14 protein-coding genes are annotated in these 17,227 nt (G+C 68.9%); 8 read left to right on the forward strand and 6 right to left on the reverse strand.

Annotated features, from left to right (window positions below):
• Positions 1 to 183: 183 nt before the first annotated feature.
• The gene (locus FV242_RS14135) at positions 184 to 1,302 is read left to right on the forward strand and encodes a hypothetical protein (RefSeq protein ID WP_147939360.1); all 1,119 of its coding nucleotides are present in this window, start codon (positions 184 to 186) and stop codon (positions 1,300 to 1,302) included.
• 581 nt (positions 1,303 to 1,883) lie between these two features.
• Here FV242_RS14135 and FV242_RS14140 read toward each other — a convergent pair.
• The 3 genes from FV242_RS14140 to arsH all read right to left on the reverse strand — a co-directional run bounded on the left by FV242_RS14140 (position 1,884) and on the right by arsH (position 5,271).
• The gene (locus tag FV242_RS14140) at positions 1,884 to 3,236 is read right to left on the reverse strand and encodes a transposase (protein ID WP_147939361.1); all 1,353 of its coding nucleotides are present in this window, start codon (positions 3,234 to 3,236) and stop codon (positions 1,884 to 1,886) included.
• Between the two features lie 206 nt (positions 3,237 to 3,442).
• Positions 3,443 to 4,153 carry a ribonuclease HI gene (rnhA, locus tag FV242_RS14145; protein ID WP_147939362.1) on the reverse strand — a complete coding sequence of 237 codons (711 nt, stop codon included), beginning with the start codon at positions 4,151 to 4,153 and terminating at the stop codon, positions 3,443 to 3,445.
• Between the two features lie 371 nt (positions 4,154 to 4,524).
• Positions 4,525 to 5,271, reverse strand: coding sequence for an arsenical resistance protein ArsH (gene arsH, locus FV242_RS14150; protein ID WP_147907447.1), 747 nt, complete (start codon positions 5,269 to 5,271; stop codon positions 4,525 to 4,527).
• A 50-nt stretch (positions 5,272 to 5,321) separates the two neighbouring features.
• Between arsH and FV242_RS14155 the strand changes: the two genes are divergently transcribed.
• From FV242_RS14155 to FV242_RS14180, 6 genes are all read left to right on the forward strand, one after another.
• Positions 5,322 to 5,672 carry a helix-turn-helix transcriptional regulator gene (locus FV242_RS14155; protein ID WP_147907448.1) on the forward strand — a complete coding sequence of 117 codons (351 nt, stop codon included), beginning with the start codon at positions 5,322 to 5,324 and terminating at the stop codon, positions 5,670 to 5,672.
• Positions 5,665 to 6,105 carry an arsenate reductase (glutaredoxin) gene (gene arsC, locus FV242_RS14160; RefSeq protein WP_147907449.1) on the forward strand — a complete coding sequence of 147 codons (441 nt, stop codon included), beginning with the start codon at positions 5,665 to 5,667 and terminating at the stop codon, positions 6,103 to 6,105. The genes FV242_RS14155 and arsC overlap by 8 nt, the downstream gene beginning before the upstream one ends.
• A gap of 27 nt (positions 6,106 to 6,132) precedes the next feature.
• The gene (locus FV242_RS14165) at positions 6,133 to 7,428 is read left to right on the forward strand and encodes an arsenic transporter (protein WP_147939363.1); all 1,296 of its coding nucleotides are present in this window, start codon (positions 6,133 to 6,135) and stop codon (positions 7,426 to 7,428) included.
• Between the two features lie 4 nt (positions 7,429 to 7,432).
• Positions 7,433 to 8,638, forward strand: a complete 1,206-nt coding sequence (locus FV242_RS14170; RefSeq protein WP_147939364.1) for an MFS transporter — start codon at positions 7,433 to 7,435, stop codon at positions 8,636 to 8,638.
• A 93-nt stretch (positions 8,639 to 8,731) separates the two neighbouring features.
• Positions 8,732 to 11,353, forward strand: coding sequence for an aminopeptidase N (pepN, locus tag FV242_RS14175; RefSeq protein WP_147939365.1), 2,622 nt, complete (start codon positions 8,732 to 8,734; stop codon positions 11,351 to 11,353).
• Positions 11,354 to 11,532: 179 nt separating this feature from the next.
• Positions 11,533 to 13,863 carry a PAS domain-containing sensor histidine kinase gene (locus tag FV242_RS14180; RefSeq protein WP_147939366.1) on the forward strand — a complete coding sequence of 777 codons (2,331 nt, stop codon included), beginning with the start codon at positions 11,533 to 11,535 and terminating at the stop codon, positions 13,861 to 13,863.
• Positions 13,864 to 13,876: 13 nt separating this feature from the next.
• Here the strand turns inward: FV242_RS14180 and FV242_RS14185 are convergent, their stop codons facing one another.
• Positions 13,877 to 14,131 carry a hypothetical protein gene (locus tag FV242_RS14185; RefSeq protein ID WP_147939367.1) on the reverse strand — a complete coding sequence of 85 codons (255 nt, stop codon included), beginning with the start codon at positions 14,129 to 14,131 and terminating at the stop codon, positions 13,877 to 13,879.
• A 173-nt stretch (positions 14,132 to 14,304) separates the two neighbouring features.
• Between FV242_RS14185 and FV242_RS14190 the strand changes: the two genes are divergently transcribed.
• Positions 14,305 to 14,589 carry a hypothetical protein gene (locus FV242_RS14190; RefSeq protein WP_147939368.1) on the forward strand — a complete coding sequence of 95 codons (285 nt, stop codon included), beginning with the start codon at positions 14,305 to 14,307 and terminating at the stop codon, positions 14,587 to 14,589.
• 56 nt (positions 14,590 to 14,645) lie between these two features.
• Here FV242_RS14190 and FV242_RS14195 read toward each other — a convergent pair whose 3' ends face one another.
• Positions 14,646 to 15,791, reverse strand: coding sequence for a GNAT family N-acetyltransferase (locus tag FV242_RS14195; protein ID WP_187278421.1), 1,146 nt, complete (start codon positions 15,789 to 15,791; stop codon positions 14,646 to 14,648).
• Entirely contained in the window at positions 15,788 to 17,143 is a 1,356-nt protein-coding gene (locus FV242_RS14200; RefSeq protein WP_147939369.1) for a lipopolysaccharide biosynthesis protein, read from the reverse strand. The genes FV242_RS14195 and FV242_RS14200 overlap by 4 nt, the downstream gene beginning before the upstream one ends.
• Between the last annotated feature and the right edge of the window lie 84 nt (positions 17,144 to 17,227).

Consider the following 17,227-nt stretch of genomic DNA (forward strand, 5'->3'; position numbering starts at 1 on the left):
CACCTCCCGCAGCGACGAGGCCCACAACTCCAGCGTCGCCTCGATCGAGGTCCCCGATGTCCATGATGCGCGAATCATGGTGACGCAGAGAGTCAGAACCTCGTCGAAAATGCAACTGTAATGCTAGATGCCGACGAGCCGTCTGCGCTCGCCAAGCTGACCCCAGCATTGCGGAGTTCGGCCTTGGAGCACTCGGGCGCGGCGACGCTCGAGGCGGCGGTCAACGATCTGCATCGGGTGCTGCGCGATACCAGTGCGGTCGGCGTGCTGCCGACCGGCATGAAGGTCGCCATCGTCCGGCCGGACGATCTACCGGCGCGCGATGAGAATTCGGGCAGTTGGCACCGCATCGACTTCGGCCCCGCCGATGGCTTCGACGTCGGGAGCGGCGCGCGCAGGCCGATGCGTAACATGAGGGACTTCTTCGCCCTCCATCGCGACCTCGCATCGTCCGGCCGCGAGATGTTGCTGCATCCTCCATCCAGCGAGGTCGTAGACCGTGCCGCCAGGGAGGCGCCTTCGGCGTTCGAACGGCTGCTCGCGCTGGCGGAGGAGGCGACGGCGACTGAAAGGGCGCCGGTCCTCGCCGTTCTGGCGCACGACGTCGCTCGCGCTGTTTCCTACGTCGATCCGAAGCGAGCTGCACGCCTTTTCGACGCCTACGGAGACGTCGCGCCGCTATTTCCCGAAGTGCTCCCGATCGGTCTCGTCCCGCGCACGTCGCTGCTACTATGGAGGAGTTCGGACGATCCAGCGATCGAGTCCATACGCCGTCGGCAATTGGATCGAGCGCCGAACGACCGAGCGATGGCCCGCCTGATCCTCGCCGCAGAAACTGCAAGGCGTCACGACTTGGTCGTCGCTTATGTAAAAGATCGCGCGACCGGGCGACATCCGCTCGACCTCGCCAGGGCCGTGACGGCCGCCGGGTTTGCCGTATCCGATCCAGCCCTGGACGATTTCTTCGACGACGAGCGCTTTCGACACGGCTTCTTACGCGACGCTGCGGCAAAGGCCGGACGCTGCTACGCCCGCGCATGCTGGGCCGCGCATTGGTATGGTGAGGCGGTCGCCGCAACCGACGGTCTCGGCGCGTGGCGGGCGCTGGAACTCGCGCTGGCGGCAGCCGACGCCCGCTGCGTGCTGTGGCTGGGAGGCTCGGGCCACCATCTCCACGGATGCCAGCGGTCGATGCTGGAGCACCGCTTCGCTACCGCATCCTACGACCGCGACCGCGACCGGAAGGGGACGTTGTACGGCAGAAGCGTCCCGCCTGACTGGATGGGCGTCGCTCCGTTGTGACCGGCAGTTCGGCGGAATCGAAGCGTCGCAGACTACAGCCATTGGGCCGACGGCCGTCGCACGCATCGCAACCAGGCCCCATCCGGGGCACGCTGCGCTCAAGTCCGTATCGACGCCGCTGGCTGACGTGATCTCGGCCGGCCAAGCTGATCGGGTGCGCGCGTCGAGCCTTGGGGGTCGAGCCAGAGACAGTGAGCCTTCCAGATCCGTCGACCTTATCGTCATGCCGTTGGAACGTCGGAGCTGCGTGCGAGGTCCGCCAGTTCCGCCACTAGTTACTCCTGCAAACACAGGAGCTTCGCACCTCGCTTCAGCACAAATTTCCGGCCGGTGTGACGCGTCCTGCGCGCCGTTTCTTCAGACCCATGAGAGCTATTAGACCGCCACGAAAATGGGCCTCGGCCCGGTCTAAAGCCTCGACAATGTCGGTCATGAGGCGACGATGGCAATATACTCCTGATATTAGGCCCGTCCATGAAATGTCTGCTTTAGGTACGATTTCGTTGAAAAACTCGTTCTCGTCCGAGATCGGAGCGTGAGCGGGATGAGCTCTCGTTCCCGAGCCGGGTGTCCCCTGCCGGTCAAGCCGGGCTCGGCTGCGGGACCGGGATGATCTTGGCGAGCTTCCTCAGGTTCTGGGCGGCGGCTGCGAGGTGGAACTCGTCCTTCGCTCCGTTCGGTCCTCGTAACCGGAGGCGGTCCAGCTTCAGGATGAGCTTGAGGTGGGCAAACAGCATCTCGACCTTCTTGCGTTCGCGTCGTGAGGTTTTGCCTTCCTCGGACCGCGCGATGTCGCGGGCCATGTCCCGCGCGCCCTCGTAGATCGAGCGCGGGACCTTGCGCACCGGCTCGTTCGGGCAGCACCGCGCCTTCAACGGACATGGCGCGCAGGCGAACTTGCTCGCCCGGTACAGCAGCGTCGCCCCGTCGTTGACCAGGGTGCCGGTCGTGGTCAGCACTTGGCCCGCCGGGCAGCGGTAGACGTCGCCCGGCTGGTCGTAGGTGAAGTCGGCGCGTGAGAAGGTGCCGTCGGTGCGGGTCGATTTGTCGAATACGCTGATGTGCGGCTCGATGCCCTGCTCGTAGACGAGCCAACCCAGCATCTCGGCCGAACCGTAACCGCTGTCGCCAGCCAGCTTGGCCGGATAGAGGTCGAAGCGCTCGCGCGAACGCTCGATCATGCGTTTGGCCGCTGTAACCTCGGCTTGCCGGATGGCCGTGGTCGCCTCGACGTCGACGATGATCGCGTGGTCGAGGTCGATCAGATAGTTGGCTGTGTAGGCGAAGAACGCCTGCCCGCCGTGCGCTCCGGTCCAGCGCGCGGCCGGATCGGCGGGCGAGATGAACTTGGGCGGCACCGGCGTTGCGGCCCCGAAGGCGGCCTCGTCGAGGACGGCCAGATACTCCTGAGCAGCACGGCTCACGACCTCAGGCGGCAGGCCGGCAGAGCCTTCCACCCCCTTCTGCCGATTGGCATCGGCCTTGATCAGGCTGCCATCGACGGCAAAGCCTTCGCCACCGACGAGCCCCTCGGTGATGCAGCGGGCGAGCACAGTCTCGAACAGGCGACGCAGGAGATCACAGTCGCGGAAGCGGCCATGGCGGTTCTTGGAGAAGGTAGAATGATCCGGCACCCGGCCGTCGAGACCGAGCCGGCAGAACCAGCGGTAGGCGAGGTTGAGGTGGACCTCGTCGCAAAGCCGACGCTCGGAGCGGATGCCGAGGCAGTAGCCGACGATCAGCATGCGGATCATCAACTCGGGATCGACGGAAGGGCGGCCCGTCGAGGCGTAGAACGGAGCCAGCTCCTGGCGCAGGCCGGTCAGGTCGACGAAGCGGTCGATGGAGCGAAGTAGATGGTCGGTGGGAACGTGCGTGTCGAGCGAGAACTCGTAGAACAGGGCACCCTGCTCGACTTGCCGAGGTCCCATCATCTGCTTCGATCTCCGTCTCTGGACAGGAGTGAATCACCTCATCACAGCCGCTGCAACACCCGAGTTTTTCAACAGAATCGGTACAAGGGCAGACTTTCGAGATGGTAACGGGCGTAGTCGGCTATGGGTCAAATTCGGTAGCGAATTGACTCGAGCAAAAATTGATGGGGAGATGCCGTCCTGCGAATGACTGAAGCCTCGATCGCTTATCCGGCCGAGCCCGAAGCGGCCCCCATACTCGCTCGTAGACGGGCAGTTTCCTCTGGTCCGAGCGCGAGTACGAATCTGATGCACTCCTCAAGAAACACTGCTTCCTGGGTGCCAGACTGCTTGGCAGCATGCGAAACTTCACGCGCTAGCGAGAAGTCAACCAGAATGGACAGTGGTCGGAATGCTGCCATTGCCAGCCTGCTCATTACCGGGGGTAAAGTTGCAACAGGAACCTTCACGGCAGGACTTGGCGACGAAGAAGGCTGAGCTGAAAGGCTGTGCGCCCTGTGCCTGCCCTGCGTCGCGAGGCAATCCGCTCGTTCGTTGAGTGGATCTCCGGAGTGGCCCTGAACCCACGTCCACTTCACATCGCGCTGGCTGGCGAGCTCGTCCAGACGTTGCATCAAGTCGAGATTCTTCACCGGGCCCTTCGAGTTTTGCCAACCTTTGTCCTTCCAGCCGCCCATCCATTCGGTGACGGATTTGACCACGTACTGGCTGTCGCAGCGCATCTCAATCTGCGCGCCCTCGGGGAAGTGCTCCAGCGCCCGGATGGCTGCCGTCAGCTCCATGCGGTTGTTCGTACTACTAATCTCACCCCCACATAGATCCAAAGGCCCGTCCGGGCCCGAGATGACCACCCCCCAGCCACCAGGGCCAGGATTGGGTGAGCAGCCTCCATCAGCATAGACAACGATTCGCGTCACGGCGTGATCCTTAGGGTTCGGAGGCGTGCCCGCGGTCTTAACCGCAGGGAATCAACCTCGTCCCTGCTTATAACGCCCTCCCCCACCGACCTCTACATGCAGAAATTCAGTAGTAAGCGACTATCAAGTAGCCCGGTGCACCCAAGTGGCCTCAAATGCACCCACGTGATGCCTGACGACTCGAAGTAAAATCAAATGCACAGCAAATAAAAAGATCACAATATTGTGTGCAGGTATTCCATCTGGCGGCTATCCCTCTTTCGGAGCGAGGGCCGTCACGACGCCCTCAGCGGAAACGAACATGACCGGCGGGGCCGGCCTCCGTCCTAGCTAGAGCGCGCGTCCCCGGCCGAGTAGGCCACCCGGGCCGGTCATGGCTTGCCGATGCCGATATCGTCTGCCACCGCCCGCAGCCGCTCCGGCTCCCGCTCCTTACGCTCGCTGTAGCGGTCGACGAGATAGTCGGCCCGCTCGCGGGTCAGCAGCGTGAACTTCATCAACTCCTCGCAGACATCGACCACGCGCTCGTACAGCGGCCCCGCCTTCATCCGGCCGGCCGCGTCGAACTCCCGGTAGGCCATGGGCACGGAGGATTGGTTGGGGATGGTGATCATCCGCATCCACCGCCCGAGCAGGCGCAGGCTGTTGACCGCGTTGAAGCTCTGCGAGCCGCCCGAGACCTGCATCACCGCCAAGGTGCGCCCCTGCGTCGGCCGCACCGAGCCTTCGCTGAGCGGCAGCCAGTCGATCTGGCTCTTCATCACGCCGGTGAGATTGCCGTGGCGCTCCGGCGAGACCCAGACCTGCCCCTCCGACCACAGCGACAGCGCGCGCAGTTCCTGCACCTTCGGGTGGTCGGCCGTGGCATCGTCGGGCAGCGGCAGGCCGTGCGCATCGTAGATCCGGACCTCGCCTCCCATGGCTTCGAGCAGGCGCGCCGCTTCCTGGGCCAGGAACCGGCTGAACGAGCGCTCGCGCAGCGAGCCGTACAGGATCAGGAAGCGCGGCGCGTGCGCATAGGGAAGCGCGATTGCAAGCTGCGCCGCGCTCGGCACCGCGAAATGGGGGCGGCTGAGATTCGGGAGGCTGTCGTCGAAGGGCTGGGCGGGCTTGTCCACGGTCAGGCATTCTCGTATGTTCGTACGATCGTTTGATTGTAGAAACGAAAATGGACGAACCGCAAGCCCTCGCGGCCTTCATGGCGCTTGGTCAGGAGCACCGGTTGCGGGCGCTGCGGGCGCTGGTGAAGGCCGGCCCGGACGGCATGGCCTCCGGGGCGCTGGCCGGCGCCATCGGCGTGTCCGCCTCGACCATCTCCTTCCACCTGAAGGAGTTGCAGCAGGCTGGACTGATCGGATCGCGCCGTGCCGGGCGCTCCATCATCTATAGTGTCGCCTATCCGGTTCTCGCCAGTTTGGTCGCATTCCTCATGACGGATTGCTGCCAGGGACACCCGGAGATCTGCGCGCCCGCGCTCGCCGCCTGCGGCCCCGGAACCAACGAGGTGGACCATGCCTGATTGCGCCTTCGACGTGGTGATCTACCACAACCCGGATTGCGGCACCGCGCGCAACACCCTGGCGATGATCCGCAACGCCGGCATCGAGCCGCACGTCGTCGAGTACCTCAAGACACCGCCAGCCAGGGCACTGCTCGAGCAACTCCTTGCCCGCGCCGGCCTCTCGGTTCGGGATGCGCTGCGCGAGAAGGGCACGCCCTATGCCGAACTCGGCCTCGCCGACCCGGCCCTGACCGACGCGCAGCTGCTGGATGCCATCCAGGCGCACCCGATCCTGCTCAACCGGCCGCTCGTGGTCAGCCCGAAGGGTGTCCGGCTGTGCCGGCCGTCCGAGCGGGTGCTCGAGCTGCTGCCGCAGCAGCAGGGCGCGGTCGTCAAGGAAAGCGGCGAGCCGGTGGTGGACGAAGTCGGCCGCCGCGTCGGTCTCGCCTGACCCGGCGCCGGAAAGATCCCCGTCCGCATGCTCGCGCTCGTCATCTTCGTCGTCACCCTGATTTTCGTCATCTGGCAGCCGGGGGGATTCGGGATCGGCTGGAGTGCCCTGATCGGTGCGGGCGTGGCCCTCGCCACGGGGGTGATCCAGCCGGCCGACGTGCCGGTGGTCTGGCACATCGTCTGGGACGCGACCTTCACCTTCGTGGCCCTGATCATCATCTCGCTGCTGCTGGACGAGGCCGGCTTCTTCCACTGGGCGGCGTTGCACGTCGCCCGATGGGGCGGCGGGCGGGGCCGGTGTCTGTTCCCCCTGGTGGTGGTGCTGGGCGCCGCCATCGCGGCCGTGTTCGCCAATGACGGGGCGGCGCTGCTGCTGACGCCGATCGTGCTGGCGATCCTGTTGAAGCTCGCGTTCAAGCCGCAGGCCGCCCTGGCCTTCATCGTCGCCTGCGGATTCGTGGCGGATTCCACCAGCCTGCCGCTGGTGATCTCCAACTTGGTCAACATCGTCTCGGCGAACTTCTTCGCCATCACCTTCGGGCGTTACGCCGCCGTGATGGTGCCGGTCGATCTGGTGTCGCTCGCCGCCACGCTGCTGGTTTTGGGGCTGTATTTTCGGTCCGCGCTGCCGGTCACCTACCCGGTCGACGAGCTGGAACCGCCCCGCGACGCGATCCGCGACCCGCTGCTGTTCCGGGCGGCGTTCCCGCTGCTCGGCCTGCTGCTCGGGGCCTACTTCGTCACGGCGCCGTTCGGGGTGCCGGTCTCGGTGGTCACCTGCGCGGGCGCGGCCATGCTCCTGCTCCTCGCCCGGACGGGCGGGCGCATCCCGATCCGCAAGGTGCTGGCCGGCGCGCCGTGGCAGATCGTGCTGTTCAGCCTCGGCATGTACCTGGTGGTCTACGGGCTCCGGAATGCCGGGCTGACCGATGCGCTGGCCGGCGGCCTGGTCTGGCTCGCCGGTCACGGGCCGCTTGCGGCGACGCTCGGGGCGGGCTTCGGTGCCGCGATCCTGTCCTCAATCATGAACAACATGCCGAGCGTGCTCATCGGTGCGCTGGCGATCCAGCAGGCGCCCGACGTGTCGCCGCTGATGCGCGAACTGATGATTTACGCCAACGTGATCGGCTGCGACCTCGGCCCCAAATTTACCCCGATCGGCAGCCTCGCCACGCTGCTGTGGCTGCACGTTCTGGCGAGCAAGGGACAGCGGATCGGCTGGGGCCAGTACATGCGGATTGGCCTCGTCACCACCGTGCCGGTGCTGCTCGTCGCCCTGCTGGCCCTGGCCCTGTGGCTGCCCCTGCTCGGGACGGGATGATCCGGTGGCCGATCGGACCCGCCGCTGGCCGGTGATCTCCGCGCTGGGCGTCGTGCAGATCCTCGCCTGGGGCTCGACCTACTACCTCCCGGCCGTGATGGCCGAGCCGATCGCCCGGGATACCGGATGGCCGCTGGCCTGGATCGTCGGCGGCCTGTCCCTCGGCCTGCTGGTTGCGGCAGTGGTGTCGCCGCGCGTCGGGAGCGTCATCCAGGCGCGCGGGGGGCGGCCGGTCCTGGCTCTGGCGGCCCTGCTGCTGGCGGCAGGCCTCACGGTGCTGGGCCTGTCCCCGACCCTGCCGGTCTTCCTGGCCGGTTGGCTGATCCTCGGCGTCGGCATGGGTTGCGGCCTGTACGATCCTGCCTACGCCACCTTGGGACGCCTGTACCGCGCCGAGGCGCGGTCCGCGATCACGGCTCTGACGCTGGTGGGCGGCTTCGCCAGCACCGTGTGCTGGCCGCTCACGGCGTTCCTGGTCGCGCAGGTCGGCTGGCGGGGGACCTGCTTCGCCTATGCCGGCTTGCACCTGACGGTGTCGCTGCCGCTGGTCCTCGCGCTGATCCCGCCGGCCCCTCGCCCGGCGGTGGTGACGACCGGGCAAGGGGCGCCCGTCGTACCGCTGACGCCGCGGCAAGTCCGGGCCTTCCTGCTGATGGCCGGCGTGCTGGTGCTCGGCGGCACCATCATGGCGCTGGTCTCGGTGCACCTGCTGATCCTGCTGCAGGCCCGGGGCGTCACCCTCGCCGCCGCCGTCGCCTATGGCGGCCTGATCGGGCCGTCGCAGGTCGCCGCGCGGCTGATCGAGATCGCCAACCGGGGCCGGCATCACCCGCTCTGGACGCTGACCGCCGCCTTCGCGCTGGTCGCCTGCGGGCTGCTGCTGCTGGCTTCGCACGAGCCGGTGATCGGCCTCGCCCTGATGATCTATGGGGCCGGCAACGGCGTCTACTCGATCGCGCGCGGTACCGTACCCCTCGTGCTGTTCGGGCCCGACCAGTATGCCGGGCTCGTCGGCCGGCTGGCCCGGCCCGCGCTGGTGGCTCAAGCTATTGCGCCGCCGCTCGGCGCCTTCCTGCTGGAGCGGATCGGGCCCGACGCCCTGTGGGGCCTGCTGGCGCTGCTCGCCGCCATCAACCTCGGCCTGATCGGCGGGCTGTGGCGGCTGAAGGGCGCGGCTCAGAATCGTCCCGGGTGCGGCACGACGCGCTGAGGTTTCCGATCATGGGCCCTCACGCCCCGACCGCGTTGCGCCGGGCCGCGCGAGGGACCAGAACGGGCCAGCCCCCGATCCGGAGAGAGCCGAATGCGCACCGAGACGCCGCCGCTGATCCGCCTGGAGGAATACCGGCCGAGCGACTATCTGATCGACCGCGTCGACCTCGATATCCGTCTCGATCCGCACGCCACGCGGATCGACGCGACCCTGGCCCTGCGTCCGAACCCGGGCGGCCGCGCGGGCGCGCCGCTTCATCTCGACGGTGACGACCTCCGGCTGGTCTCGGTCACCCTCGACGGTACGGCGCTCGCCGCGGCTGCGTACACGGCCACGCCATCGGGCTTCGGCCTGCACGCACCGCCCGGGCAGCCATTCACCTTACGCCTCGTCACCGAGATCGACCCGACCGCCAACACCAAGCTGATGGGCCTCTACCGGTCGAACGGGGTCTACTGCACCCAGTGCGAGGCCGACGGCTTCCGGCGGATCACATACTTCCTCGACCGCCCCGACGTCATGGCGGTCTACACCACTCGGATCGAGGCGGACCGGGCCGAGGCTCCGGTTCTGCTCGGCAACGGCAACCTCGTCGAATCCGGTTCCGCCGGGACCGATCGGCATTTTGCGATCTGGCACGACCCGCACCCGAAGCCCGCCTACCTGTTCGCCCTGGTCGGCGGCCGGCTCGGCCAGGTCGAGACGCGCTTCACCACGATGGAGGGGCGCGCCGTCACCTGCGCGGTCTACGTCGAGCCCGGCAAGGAGGACCGCGCCGGCTACGCCCTCGACGCGGTGGTCCGCTCGATGCGCTGGGACGAGACCGCCTTCGGCCGTCCCTACGACCTCGACGTGTTCAACGTCGTCGCGGTGTCCGACTTCAACATGGGCGCCATGGAGAACAAGGGCCTCAACATCTTCAACGACAAGTACGTTCTAGCGAGTCCGGAGACCGCCACCGACGGGGATTACGCGGCGATCGAGGCGATCATCGCCCACGAGTATTTCCACAATTGGTCGGGCAACCGGGTCACGTGCCGGGACTGGTTCCAGCTCTGCCTCAAGGAGGGGCTGACGGTCTTCCGCGACCAGGAATTCTCCTCCGACATGCGCTCCCGGCCGGTCCACCGGATCGCCGAGGTCCGGTCCCTGCGGGCGCGGCAGTTCCCCGAGGATGCGGGCCCCCTGCGCCATCCCGTCAGGCCGCGGGCCTATGCCGAGATCAACAACTTTTACACGGCGACCGTCTACGACAAGGGCGCCGAGATCGTCCGGATGCTGCGCACGCTGATCGGCGCAGACGCGTTCCGGGCCGGCATGGACCGCTACTTTGCCGATAATGACGGCCGCGCCGCCACCGTCGAGGACTTCTTGGCCGCCTTCGCGGCCGTGACGGGCCGCGACCCCTCGGCCTTCTCCCGCTGGTACGAGCGGCCCGGAACGCCGCGCCTGACGGCGACGATGGCGTACGATCCGGCTGCGTCCCGCTGCACCCTGCGGTTCACCCAGAGCCTGCCCGGCGAGGGCGGCCGGGACACGCCGCCGCTGGTGATCCCGGTGGCGCTCGGGCTCGTCGGCGCCGCGGGACCGCTCTCGGGTGCTACCTGTCCAGATGTGCGTGACGGAATCTTCGTCCTCGACCGGACAGAGGCCGAGATCGTGTTCGACGGCGTCACCGAAGAGCCGGTGCCGTCGCTGATGCGCGACTTCTCCGCCCCCGTGCGCTTGGATTTCGCGCTCACCGACGCCCAGCGCATGCGGCTGCTCGCGCAGGACAGCGATCCGTTCAACCGCTGGCAGGCGGCGCAGGACATCGCCCTCCGCCTCATCCTCGAGCCGGATCCAGCCCGGGCGGACGCGTTCGCGGAGGCGCTCGGGCGTTTCCTGGACAGCGAGGCGCTGTCCGATCCGGCCTTCGCGGCCCTGGTCCTGGCCCTGCCAAGCGAGGGTGAGGCCGCGGACGCGCTGCTGTCGGACGTCGATCCCGATGCGATCCACCGGGCCCGGTTCTCGCTGCGGGCGCATCTCGGCCAAGTTCTGCGGCCGCGCCTGGAGCGGCTCGACGCCGCCCTCGCGGCAGCCGACGACGCGGCGTACAGCCCGGACGCAGCGTCGGCCGGGCGCCGGTCCCTGCGCAACGCCGCCCTCGACCTGATCGCGGCGGGCGACCCCGAGACCGGGGTATCGCGCGCCGCAGACCGTCTGGCGCGCGCCACCAACATGACCGACCGGTTGGCAGCGCTCGGGATCCTGGCGCTGATCCCCGGTCAGGCCCGGGAGGAGGCGCTGGCGGGCTTCGCGGAGCGCTTCGCCGACGAGCCGCTCGTCCTCGATAAGTGGTTCGCCATCCAGGCTCAGATCCCCGAATCCGGGACCCTGGAACGAATCGCCCGGCTGAAGTCCCATCCGGCCTTCACCATGACCAACCCGAATCGGGTGCGTGCCGTGGTGGGAAGCTTCGCCTTCGGCAACCCGACTCAGTTCGCTCGGGCCGATGGCGCCGGTTTTTCGCTCGTCGCCGATACGGTCGCGGCCCTCGATTCGGCCAACCCACAGGTTGCTGCGCGGCTCCTGACGGCCTTCGGATCCTGGCGTCGGCTGGAAAAATCGCGGGCTGCCAAAGCCGGCGAAATGCTTAATCGGATCAAGGCCATCCCGGGCCTCTCGCGGGACTCGGCGGACATCGTCGCGCGCACCCTCGGAGGCGGCTAAGATACTGAACTTGCGGTAGAAAACGATTCTCTGGCCGAGTCCGAACCCAGGGGGTGCGTCAAGGCCGAATGGTAAAAAATCCGTGGACAAGCGCCCCTCGAAGATGGTTGTATTCAATCAGATTCGGGGCGCGCGAGACGCCGCGGACGGATCGCAGTTCCCAAGGGTGAGGTTCGGTCATGCCGGAGGCGGCTTCCGCTTCCTTCTCCGCGCGTGCGGAATCGAGTCTTGCCGTTTCCTGGCCGATGCGCGTCCAGGATCCGCGGCTCGGTCTGGTCGAGCGGTGGCTGCGCTACGCCGTGCCGGGCATCCTGGCGGTGTTCCTCGCTTGCCTGATCGGCCTTGCGGCACTCCACATCCAGGGCCAGAAGGCCGAGATCCTGGCCGGCGCCAAGGCCGAGGTCGAGGGTTTCGCTCGGCTGGCCGCCCGGGCGATCACGTCGGCCGGTGGCCGGGCGGGCGATCTGCGTGCGCTGTTGCCGGAGAGCGAGCGGCACCCGGGGCGCCGCCTGCTGCTGCTTCGGCCCGATGCCCGCATCGCCGCCGCCCACCCGCCGCTGCCCGCCAGCTCGACGACCCTGGCCGAGGTGCTCGGTGAGAGCGAGCCGCTCTCGGGCCTGGGCGAGCGCGCCGGTGCCATGGCCCTCGACCTGCCCGGCGGCGAGAGCGTGCTGGCGGCCATCCACAGCCTGCCCGACGGGGCCGGTCAGGTCGCCGTACTTCAGCCGATCGAGCCGCTGATGCGCGGCTGGAGCGCCCGGGCCCGGGACCAGATCGTCCTGGTCGCCGCCGCGATCCTGGTGATCGTCGGCGTGGGCCTCGCCTATGGTTTGCAGAGCCGGCAGGCGACCCGCGCCGACCGTGCCCGCGAACAGATCCGCGGCCGTCTGGAGACCGCCTTGCGCCGCGGCGCCTGCGGGCTCTGGGACTGGGACATCGCCCGGGGCCGGATCTACTGGTCGGATTCCATGTACGCCCTGCTCGGCTACCAGCGGCAGCACGAATATCTCTCCTTCGGGGCCGTGAACGCCCTGGTCCATCCCGACGACGGCGACCTCTACAGCCTGGCCCGTGGCCTCGCCGCCAACCAGACCTGCGTCGATCATGCCTTCCGGATGCGCGGGGCCGACGGCGCCTATGTCTGGCTGCGCGCCCGGGCCGAAGTGATGCCGGATGCCACTGATGGTGGCCGCCACCTCGTCGGCATCGCCACCGACATCACCGAGCAGCGGGCCTTGGAGGAGACCAACGCGGCCTCCGACATGCGCCTGCGTGACGCCGTCGAGGCGATCTCGGAAGCCTTCGTGCTCTGGGATACCGGCAACCGCCTCGTCCTGTGCAATTCGAAGTTCCGCCACCTCCACGCCCTCAGCCCCGAGGACGCGCAATCGGGCCGGAGCTACATCGACGTGATGGGCCGGGGCGTGCTGCCCCAGGTCCGACGCGAATCCCCCGAGGCCAACCTGGCGCTTACCGGGCTAGCGGCCCGGACCTTCGAGGCCGAACTGACCGATGGCCGCTGGCTGCAGATCAGCGAACGCCGGACCAAGGACGGCGGCTATGTCTCGGTCGGCACCGACATCACCAGCCTGAAGCGCCATCAGGAGCAGCTTCAGGCCTCGGAGCGCGAACTGATCGAGACCGTCAAGGACCTCAAACGCTCCCGCCGTACCCTCGAACTCCAGACCCAGCAGCTCGCCGATCTGGCCGAGCGCTACCTCGACCAGAAGGCCGCGGCCGAGGCCGCCAGCCGGGCCAAGTCCGAGTTCCTGGCCAACATGAGTCACGAGCTGCGCACGCCGCTCAACGCGATCATCGGCTTCGCCGACGTTATGGAGAACGCGGTTCTCGGACCTCTCGGCACCCCTCGCTACACCGAGTATTGCCGCGACATCCGCGAGAGCGGCTCGCACCTGCTTTCGATGATCGACGACATCCTCAACATGGCCCGGCTCGAGGCGCGCCGGGTGCGGCTGAACCCGCGGACGATTCCCGCCGATGCCGCCGTCGCGTCGGCGCTCGGCCTCGTCGAGGCGGCGGCCCGGGAGAAGGGGATCGCGGTCGGCATCGACGTGCAGCCCGGGATCGAGCTGCTGGCCGATCCGAGTGCGATGCAGCAGATCCTGGCCAACCTCGTGCAGAACGCCGTGAAGTTCACACCGGCCGGGGGCCGCATTGCGGTGCGCGTCCGCCGCGCGGGGGCCAGCACTCACCTGTTCGTCGAGGATAGCGGCATCGGGATCCCGCGCGCCGACCTCGCCCGCCTCGGCCGGCCATTCACCCAGGTCGAGGCGCAGATGACCCGCAGCCACAAGGGCTCGGGGCTGGGGCTGGCGATCACCCGCTCCATGGTCGAGCTGCACGGCGGCTCCCTGCGGATCCGCTCCGAGGAGACGGTCGGCACTGTCGTCCTGGTGCGCCTGCCAGCCCCGGCCCCCGAGCAGACGGACCGCCTCGGCCGCGCTGTCGCCGCACCCCGGAATGACGGTCGCAAGTCGGCCGCTGCCTGAGCCGGCCGGCGCGTCACCGGCTCGTGTCGAGGCCGCCCATCCGCGCCAGCTGACCCTGCTCGACCTGCCAGCGGGCATCGGCCACGGCGCGTGTGAGGCGTCGGATCCGCCAGCGGCGATAGGGCGAGAGGTATCCCCATCCGCCGAGTCCGGCCTCGTGACGGCGCAGGCGCCGCAGCAGGTCCGGCAGCAGCGCCGAGGCCGCGTCGGCGGTGGCGATCTCGATGGCGCGCAGCTCGGCCCGGAACTCCGCCTTCCAATCCTCCATGGCGACTTCCCCGTGCCGACCCGAACCTATGCGGCGAACCGTCGTTGGTCGCCGGCCGGTGGGCCCGGGGCTCGCCCGCGACACGGAATCGCCCCCACAGAACGCGTGTCGCGATCCGGCGTTTCCCTCGCAAAGGATCCGCTTTCCGGATCGAACTTCGGGAGACATCAACGATGCGTTCAAGGACTACGCTTCGCCTCACCCTCTCCGCCCTGCTCGGTCTGGCGACTGCCCCGGCTCTAGCCCAGAGCGTCGGCTACGCCACCGGCTTTCCGGGTAAGGACCCGGCCGGCGACGAGGAGATCGGTTGGGGGCCGGCCTACCGGCCCGAGACCAGCTTCGCCCAGCCCGGCACGCCGCCAACGCCCGGCCAGATCGCGGGACGGGCCTATCGAGCCCGAACCGGGCACGGCGTCTACGACCAGGTCCAGGGTGAGGGTCCATACCGCAGCCGGTAGGGCATCGTCCCGAAGCGCCCGGCGTCCGATAGATGACGCCGCATATGGCGTGAACGTCAGCGCCGCCGCAACGCTCTCTTGGCTGCGGCGCGCGCCTCGTGCTCTAACCGGGCCAGCCGCAGGCGCCGCTCAAGGGATAGGGTCCGATCCCCCGGCGGCAGGGCGATGAGTTCGGCCACCTGCGTGCGCTCGCGGTAGAGGTCTTCGAGGGCCGAGCCATCGAGCGTCGCCGAGTCGAGCCTGTCGGCGAAGCCGGTCTCGTGGCAGACGCGCACGATGTCTGCCTCCAGCAGCAGGCCGGGGGCATGGTTGCGCAGATCCTCGTCGTAGGCTGTCTTGAGCAGCGTCGCGGTGCCACCGGAGACCAAGGCGAGGCTGACCGCGATCGGCCGGCCATCGAGCGTCAACGCATCCGCCCGGACCGCGACCGGGCCGGACACATCGGTGAACAGGGCGCGGGCGAGCGTCTCGGTCTCGGGCCGGCAGGCCATGGCGGTCCCGGCCTCGCCCTTCCAGCCCCGGCGTTCGAGGGCGAGGAACGCCGCGACCAACGCGGCGAGATCCGGGCCATGCGTGGCGCTCACATGCGCGAGGCTACCGATCTCGCCGAGCCGACGGGCGCGGCGACGCAGATCCTTGAACCGAGAGCGGTTCGGGTGCCCGGCCAGGAAGGCGGTGTGGTCCTCCCGGCGCTCCATCACCGGGCGCTCGAACGCCGCCACCGTGCCGATGGCCCAACCGCGCGCGCGCATGGCCGCGAGCATCTCCGGGATCACTCCGTCCTGCACCGGCAGGAGCGGCCAGCGCCAGGCCCGGCCGCCGGACGCCTGATCCAGGCCGGTGACCAGGGCCGCGACGGTCGCGGCGCGCTCGGGTCCGTCGATCACCAGGGGCGTCGTGGCCGTCACCAGCGGTGACAGGAACGGCCGTGCGACCCGGCCACCGAGGCCGGTGAGGTCGCGCCGGAACGCGAACGGCAGGAGCGCGGACAGGCGATCCCCGCGGTGAACCGTGACGAAGCTCACAGCCGCCGGAAGCATCCCGGCGGCTTGGTGCGCGGCGATCGTGTGGCGTGCGTAATGCGGGTGGGGCGTGGCGCTCGCGGCGAACAGCGCGTCCCACGCCTCTGGCTCCGGTGCCGCGCCGACCGAGACCGACAGGTCGGACGCTCTCACGCGCGCGGCGGCCGCGTGGACAATCATCGCGTCGCTCCTGTGGACCAGATCGGGGTCGGCAGCCCGTGCAGGCGTCCCGCGGCGGCGGCCAGCAGCATGGCGCGGGCGATCGTCGCCAGCGCCACTGCGAGCGCGGCGCCCAGGGTTCCAAAGGGCGGAATCAGGGCCAAGCACAGGAGCGCGGCGGCAACCAGCATGGCGGCGGTGATGCCGGCACAGAGGCGCTCCCCGCCCAGCATGGTCAGCAGGTCCTCGCCGGGGCCGAACAAGCTGGCGGCGACGCTCCCGGCCACCAGCACGGCCAGGATCGGGACGCTGGAGCCGAGGCCGGGGCCGAACATCGCCAGTAGGAGGGGGCTTGCGACCACGATCCCGGCCCCGACCAGCAGGGTGGCGGCGGCGGTCAGCCGGCCCTGGCGGCGGACGAGGTCGGCGAGCAGCGGGAGGTCGGCCTGGGCATGGGCGGCACTGTAGCGGTGAAGCGTCGCCGCGCTGGCGGCGAAGTGCACGAACACCACGAATTGCTGGATCCGGGTCGCCGCGAAGTAAAAGCCGAGCTCGGCCGGGCTTACCAGGGCGCCGAGCACGATCACGTCGACGAAGGTGAAGCCGGCATTGGCCAGGTCGATCCCGGCGATCGGCAGGCTCGTGCCAAGCCAAGTCCGCCAATGATAGCGATGCGGCCCGGCCGGCAGGTCCGCCCGCAGGCGCGCCACGAGCAGGGCGGCCTGAAGCGCGGTGGCGATCGCGGCCGCGACCAGCATACAGGCCATCGCGACTTCGGCCCGGGGCGGGGCTCCGAGCAGGACGGCGCCGACCATGCAGGCCATCATCAGGCTCTGGCGCAGCAGGTAGGGCGGCGCGATCGCGAGCCCGACCCAGTTCTGGCTTCGCGCCACCCCTTCGAGGTAATCCTGGAGGGCGAAGAGCGGCATCACGCACAAAGCCACCGCGATCGGCGCGCGGTATGCCGATGCGAACAAGCTCGGCTCCAGCCACAGCAGGGCCGCGCCGAGACCGGCCACGCTGACGGCCGCCCCGCCGGTCACCAGGGCACCGGCCCGGATATAGCCGCGGGCCAGGTCGAGATCGCCCCGAGCCTGGTCGCCCGGAACGAACCGGCAGGCGCCCTGCGACAGACCGAGGGTGAGCGTGTGGCCCAGCATCGCGGTCCAGACCCACACCGACGCGAAGACCCCGTAGGCGTCCCAGCCCATCAACCGGGCGGCGAGCACCTGTGCCGCGTAGGCGAAACCGGCGGCGCCGACCCGGATTGCGAAGACCGTGAGCGCCGCCCGCCCTGGCCCGGCCCGCAGGGCGTCGAGGCGCCGACCGGCGGCGGCGACCAGGGGGCGGGCTGGGACGGCCGTGGCTGACACTACGCGCTCCGCACCGGGCTATTCTCGCGCATCATCCCGAAAGCGGGGTCGGCCTTCAAAGCCGGATGATGCCCATCGATCCCG

Source organism: Methylobacterium sp. WL64, assembly GCF_008039945.1.
Classification (GTDB): Bacteria; Pseudomonadota; Alphaproteobacteria; order Rhizobiales; family Beijerinckiaceae; genus Methylobacterium.

Excerpts from the sequence above, each read along its gene's own strand:
- FV242_RS14185 (WP_147939367.1), bottom strand. The coding sequence starts at position 14,131 with ATGGAGGATTGGAAGGCGGAGTTCCGGGCCGAGCTGCGCGCCATCGAG.
- FV242_RS14190 (WP_147939368.1), top strand. The coding sequence starts at position 14,305 with ATGCGTTCAAGGACTACGCTTCGCCTCACCCTCTCCGCCCTGCTCGGT.
- arsC (WP_147907449.1), top strand. The coding sequence starts at position 5,665 with ATGCCTGATTGCGCCTTCGACGTGGTGATCTACCACAACCCGGATTGC.
- FV242_RS14195 (WP_187278421.1), bottom strand. The coding sequence starts at position 15,791 with ATGATTGTCCACGCGGCCGCCGCGCGCGTGAGAGCGTCCGACCTGTCG.
- FV242_RS14165 (WP_147939363.1), top strand. The coding sequence starts at position 6,133 with ATGCTCGCGCTCGTCATCTTCGTCGTCACCCTGATTTTCGTCATCTGG.
- pepN (WP_147939365.1), top strand. The coding sequence starts at position 8,732 with ATGCGCACCGAGACGCCGCCGCTGATCCGCCTGGAGGAATACCGGCCG.
- FV242_RS14180 (WP_147939366.1), top strand. The coding sequence starts at position 11,533 with ATGCCGGAGGCGGCTTCCGCTTCCTTCTCCGCGCGTGCGGAATCGAGT.
- FV242_RS14155 (WP_147907448.1), top strand. The coding sequence starts at position 5,322 with ATGGACGAACCGCAAGCCCTCGCGGCCTTCATGGCGCTTGGTCAGGAG.
- FV242_RS14140 (WP_147939361.1), bottom strand. The coding sequence starts at position 3,236 with ATGATGGGACCTCGGCAAGTCGAGCAGGGTGCCCTGTTCTACGAGTTC.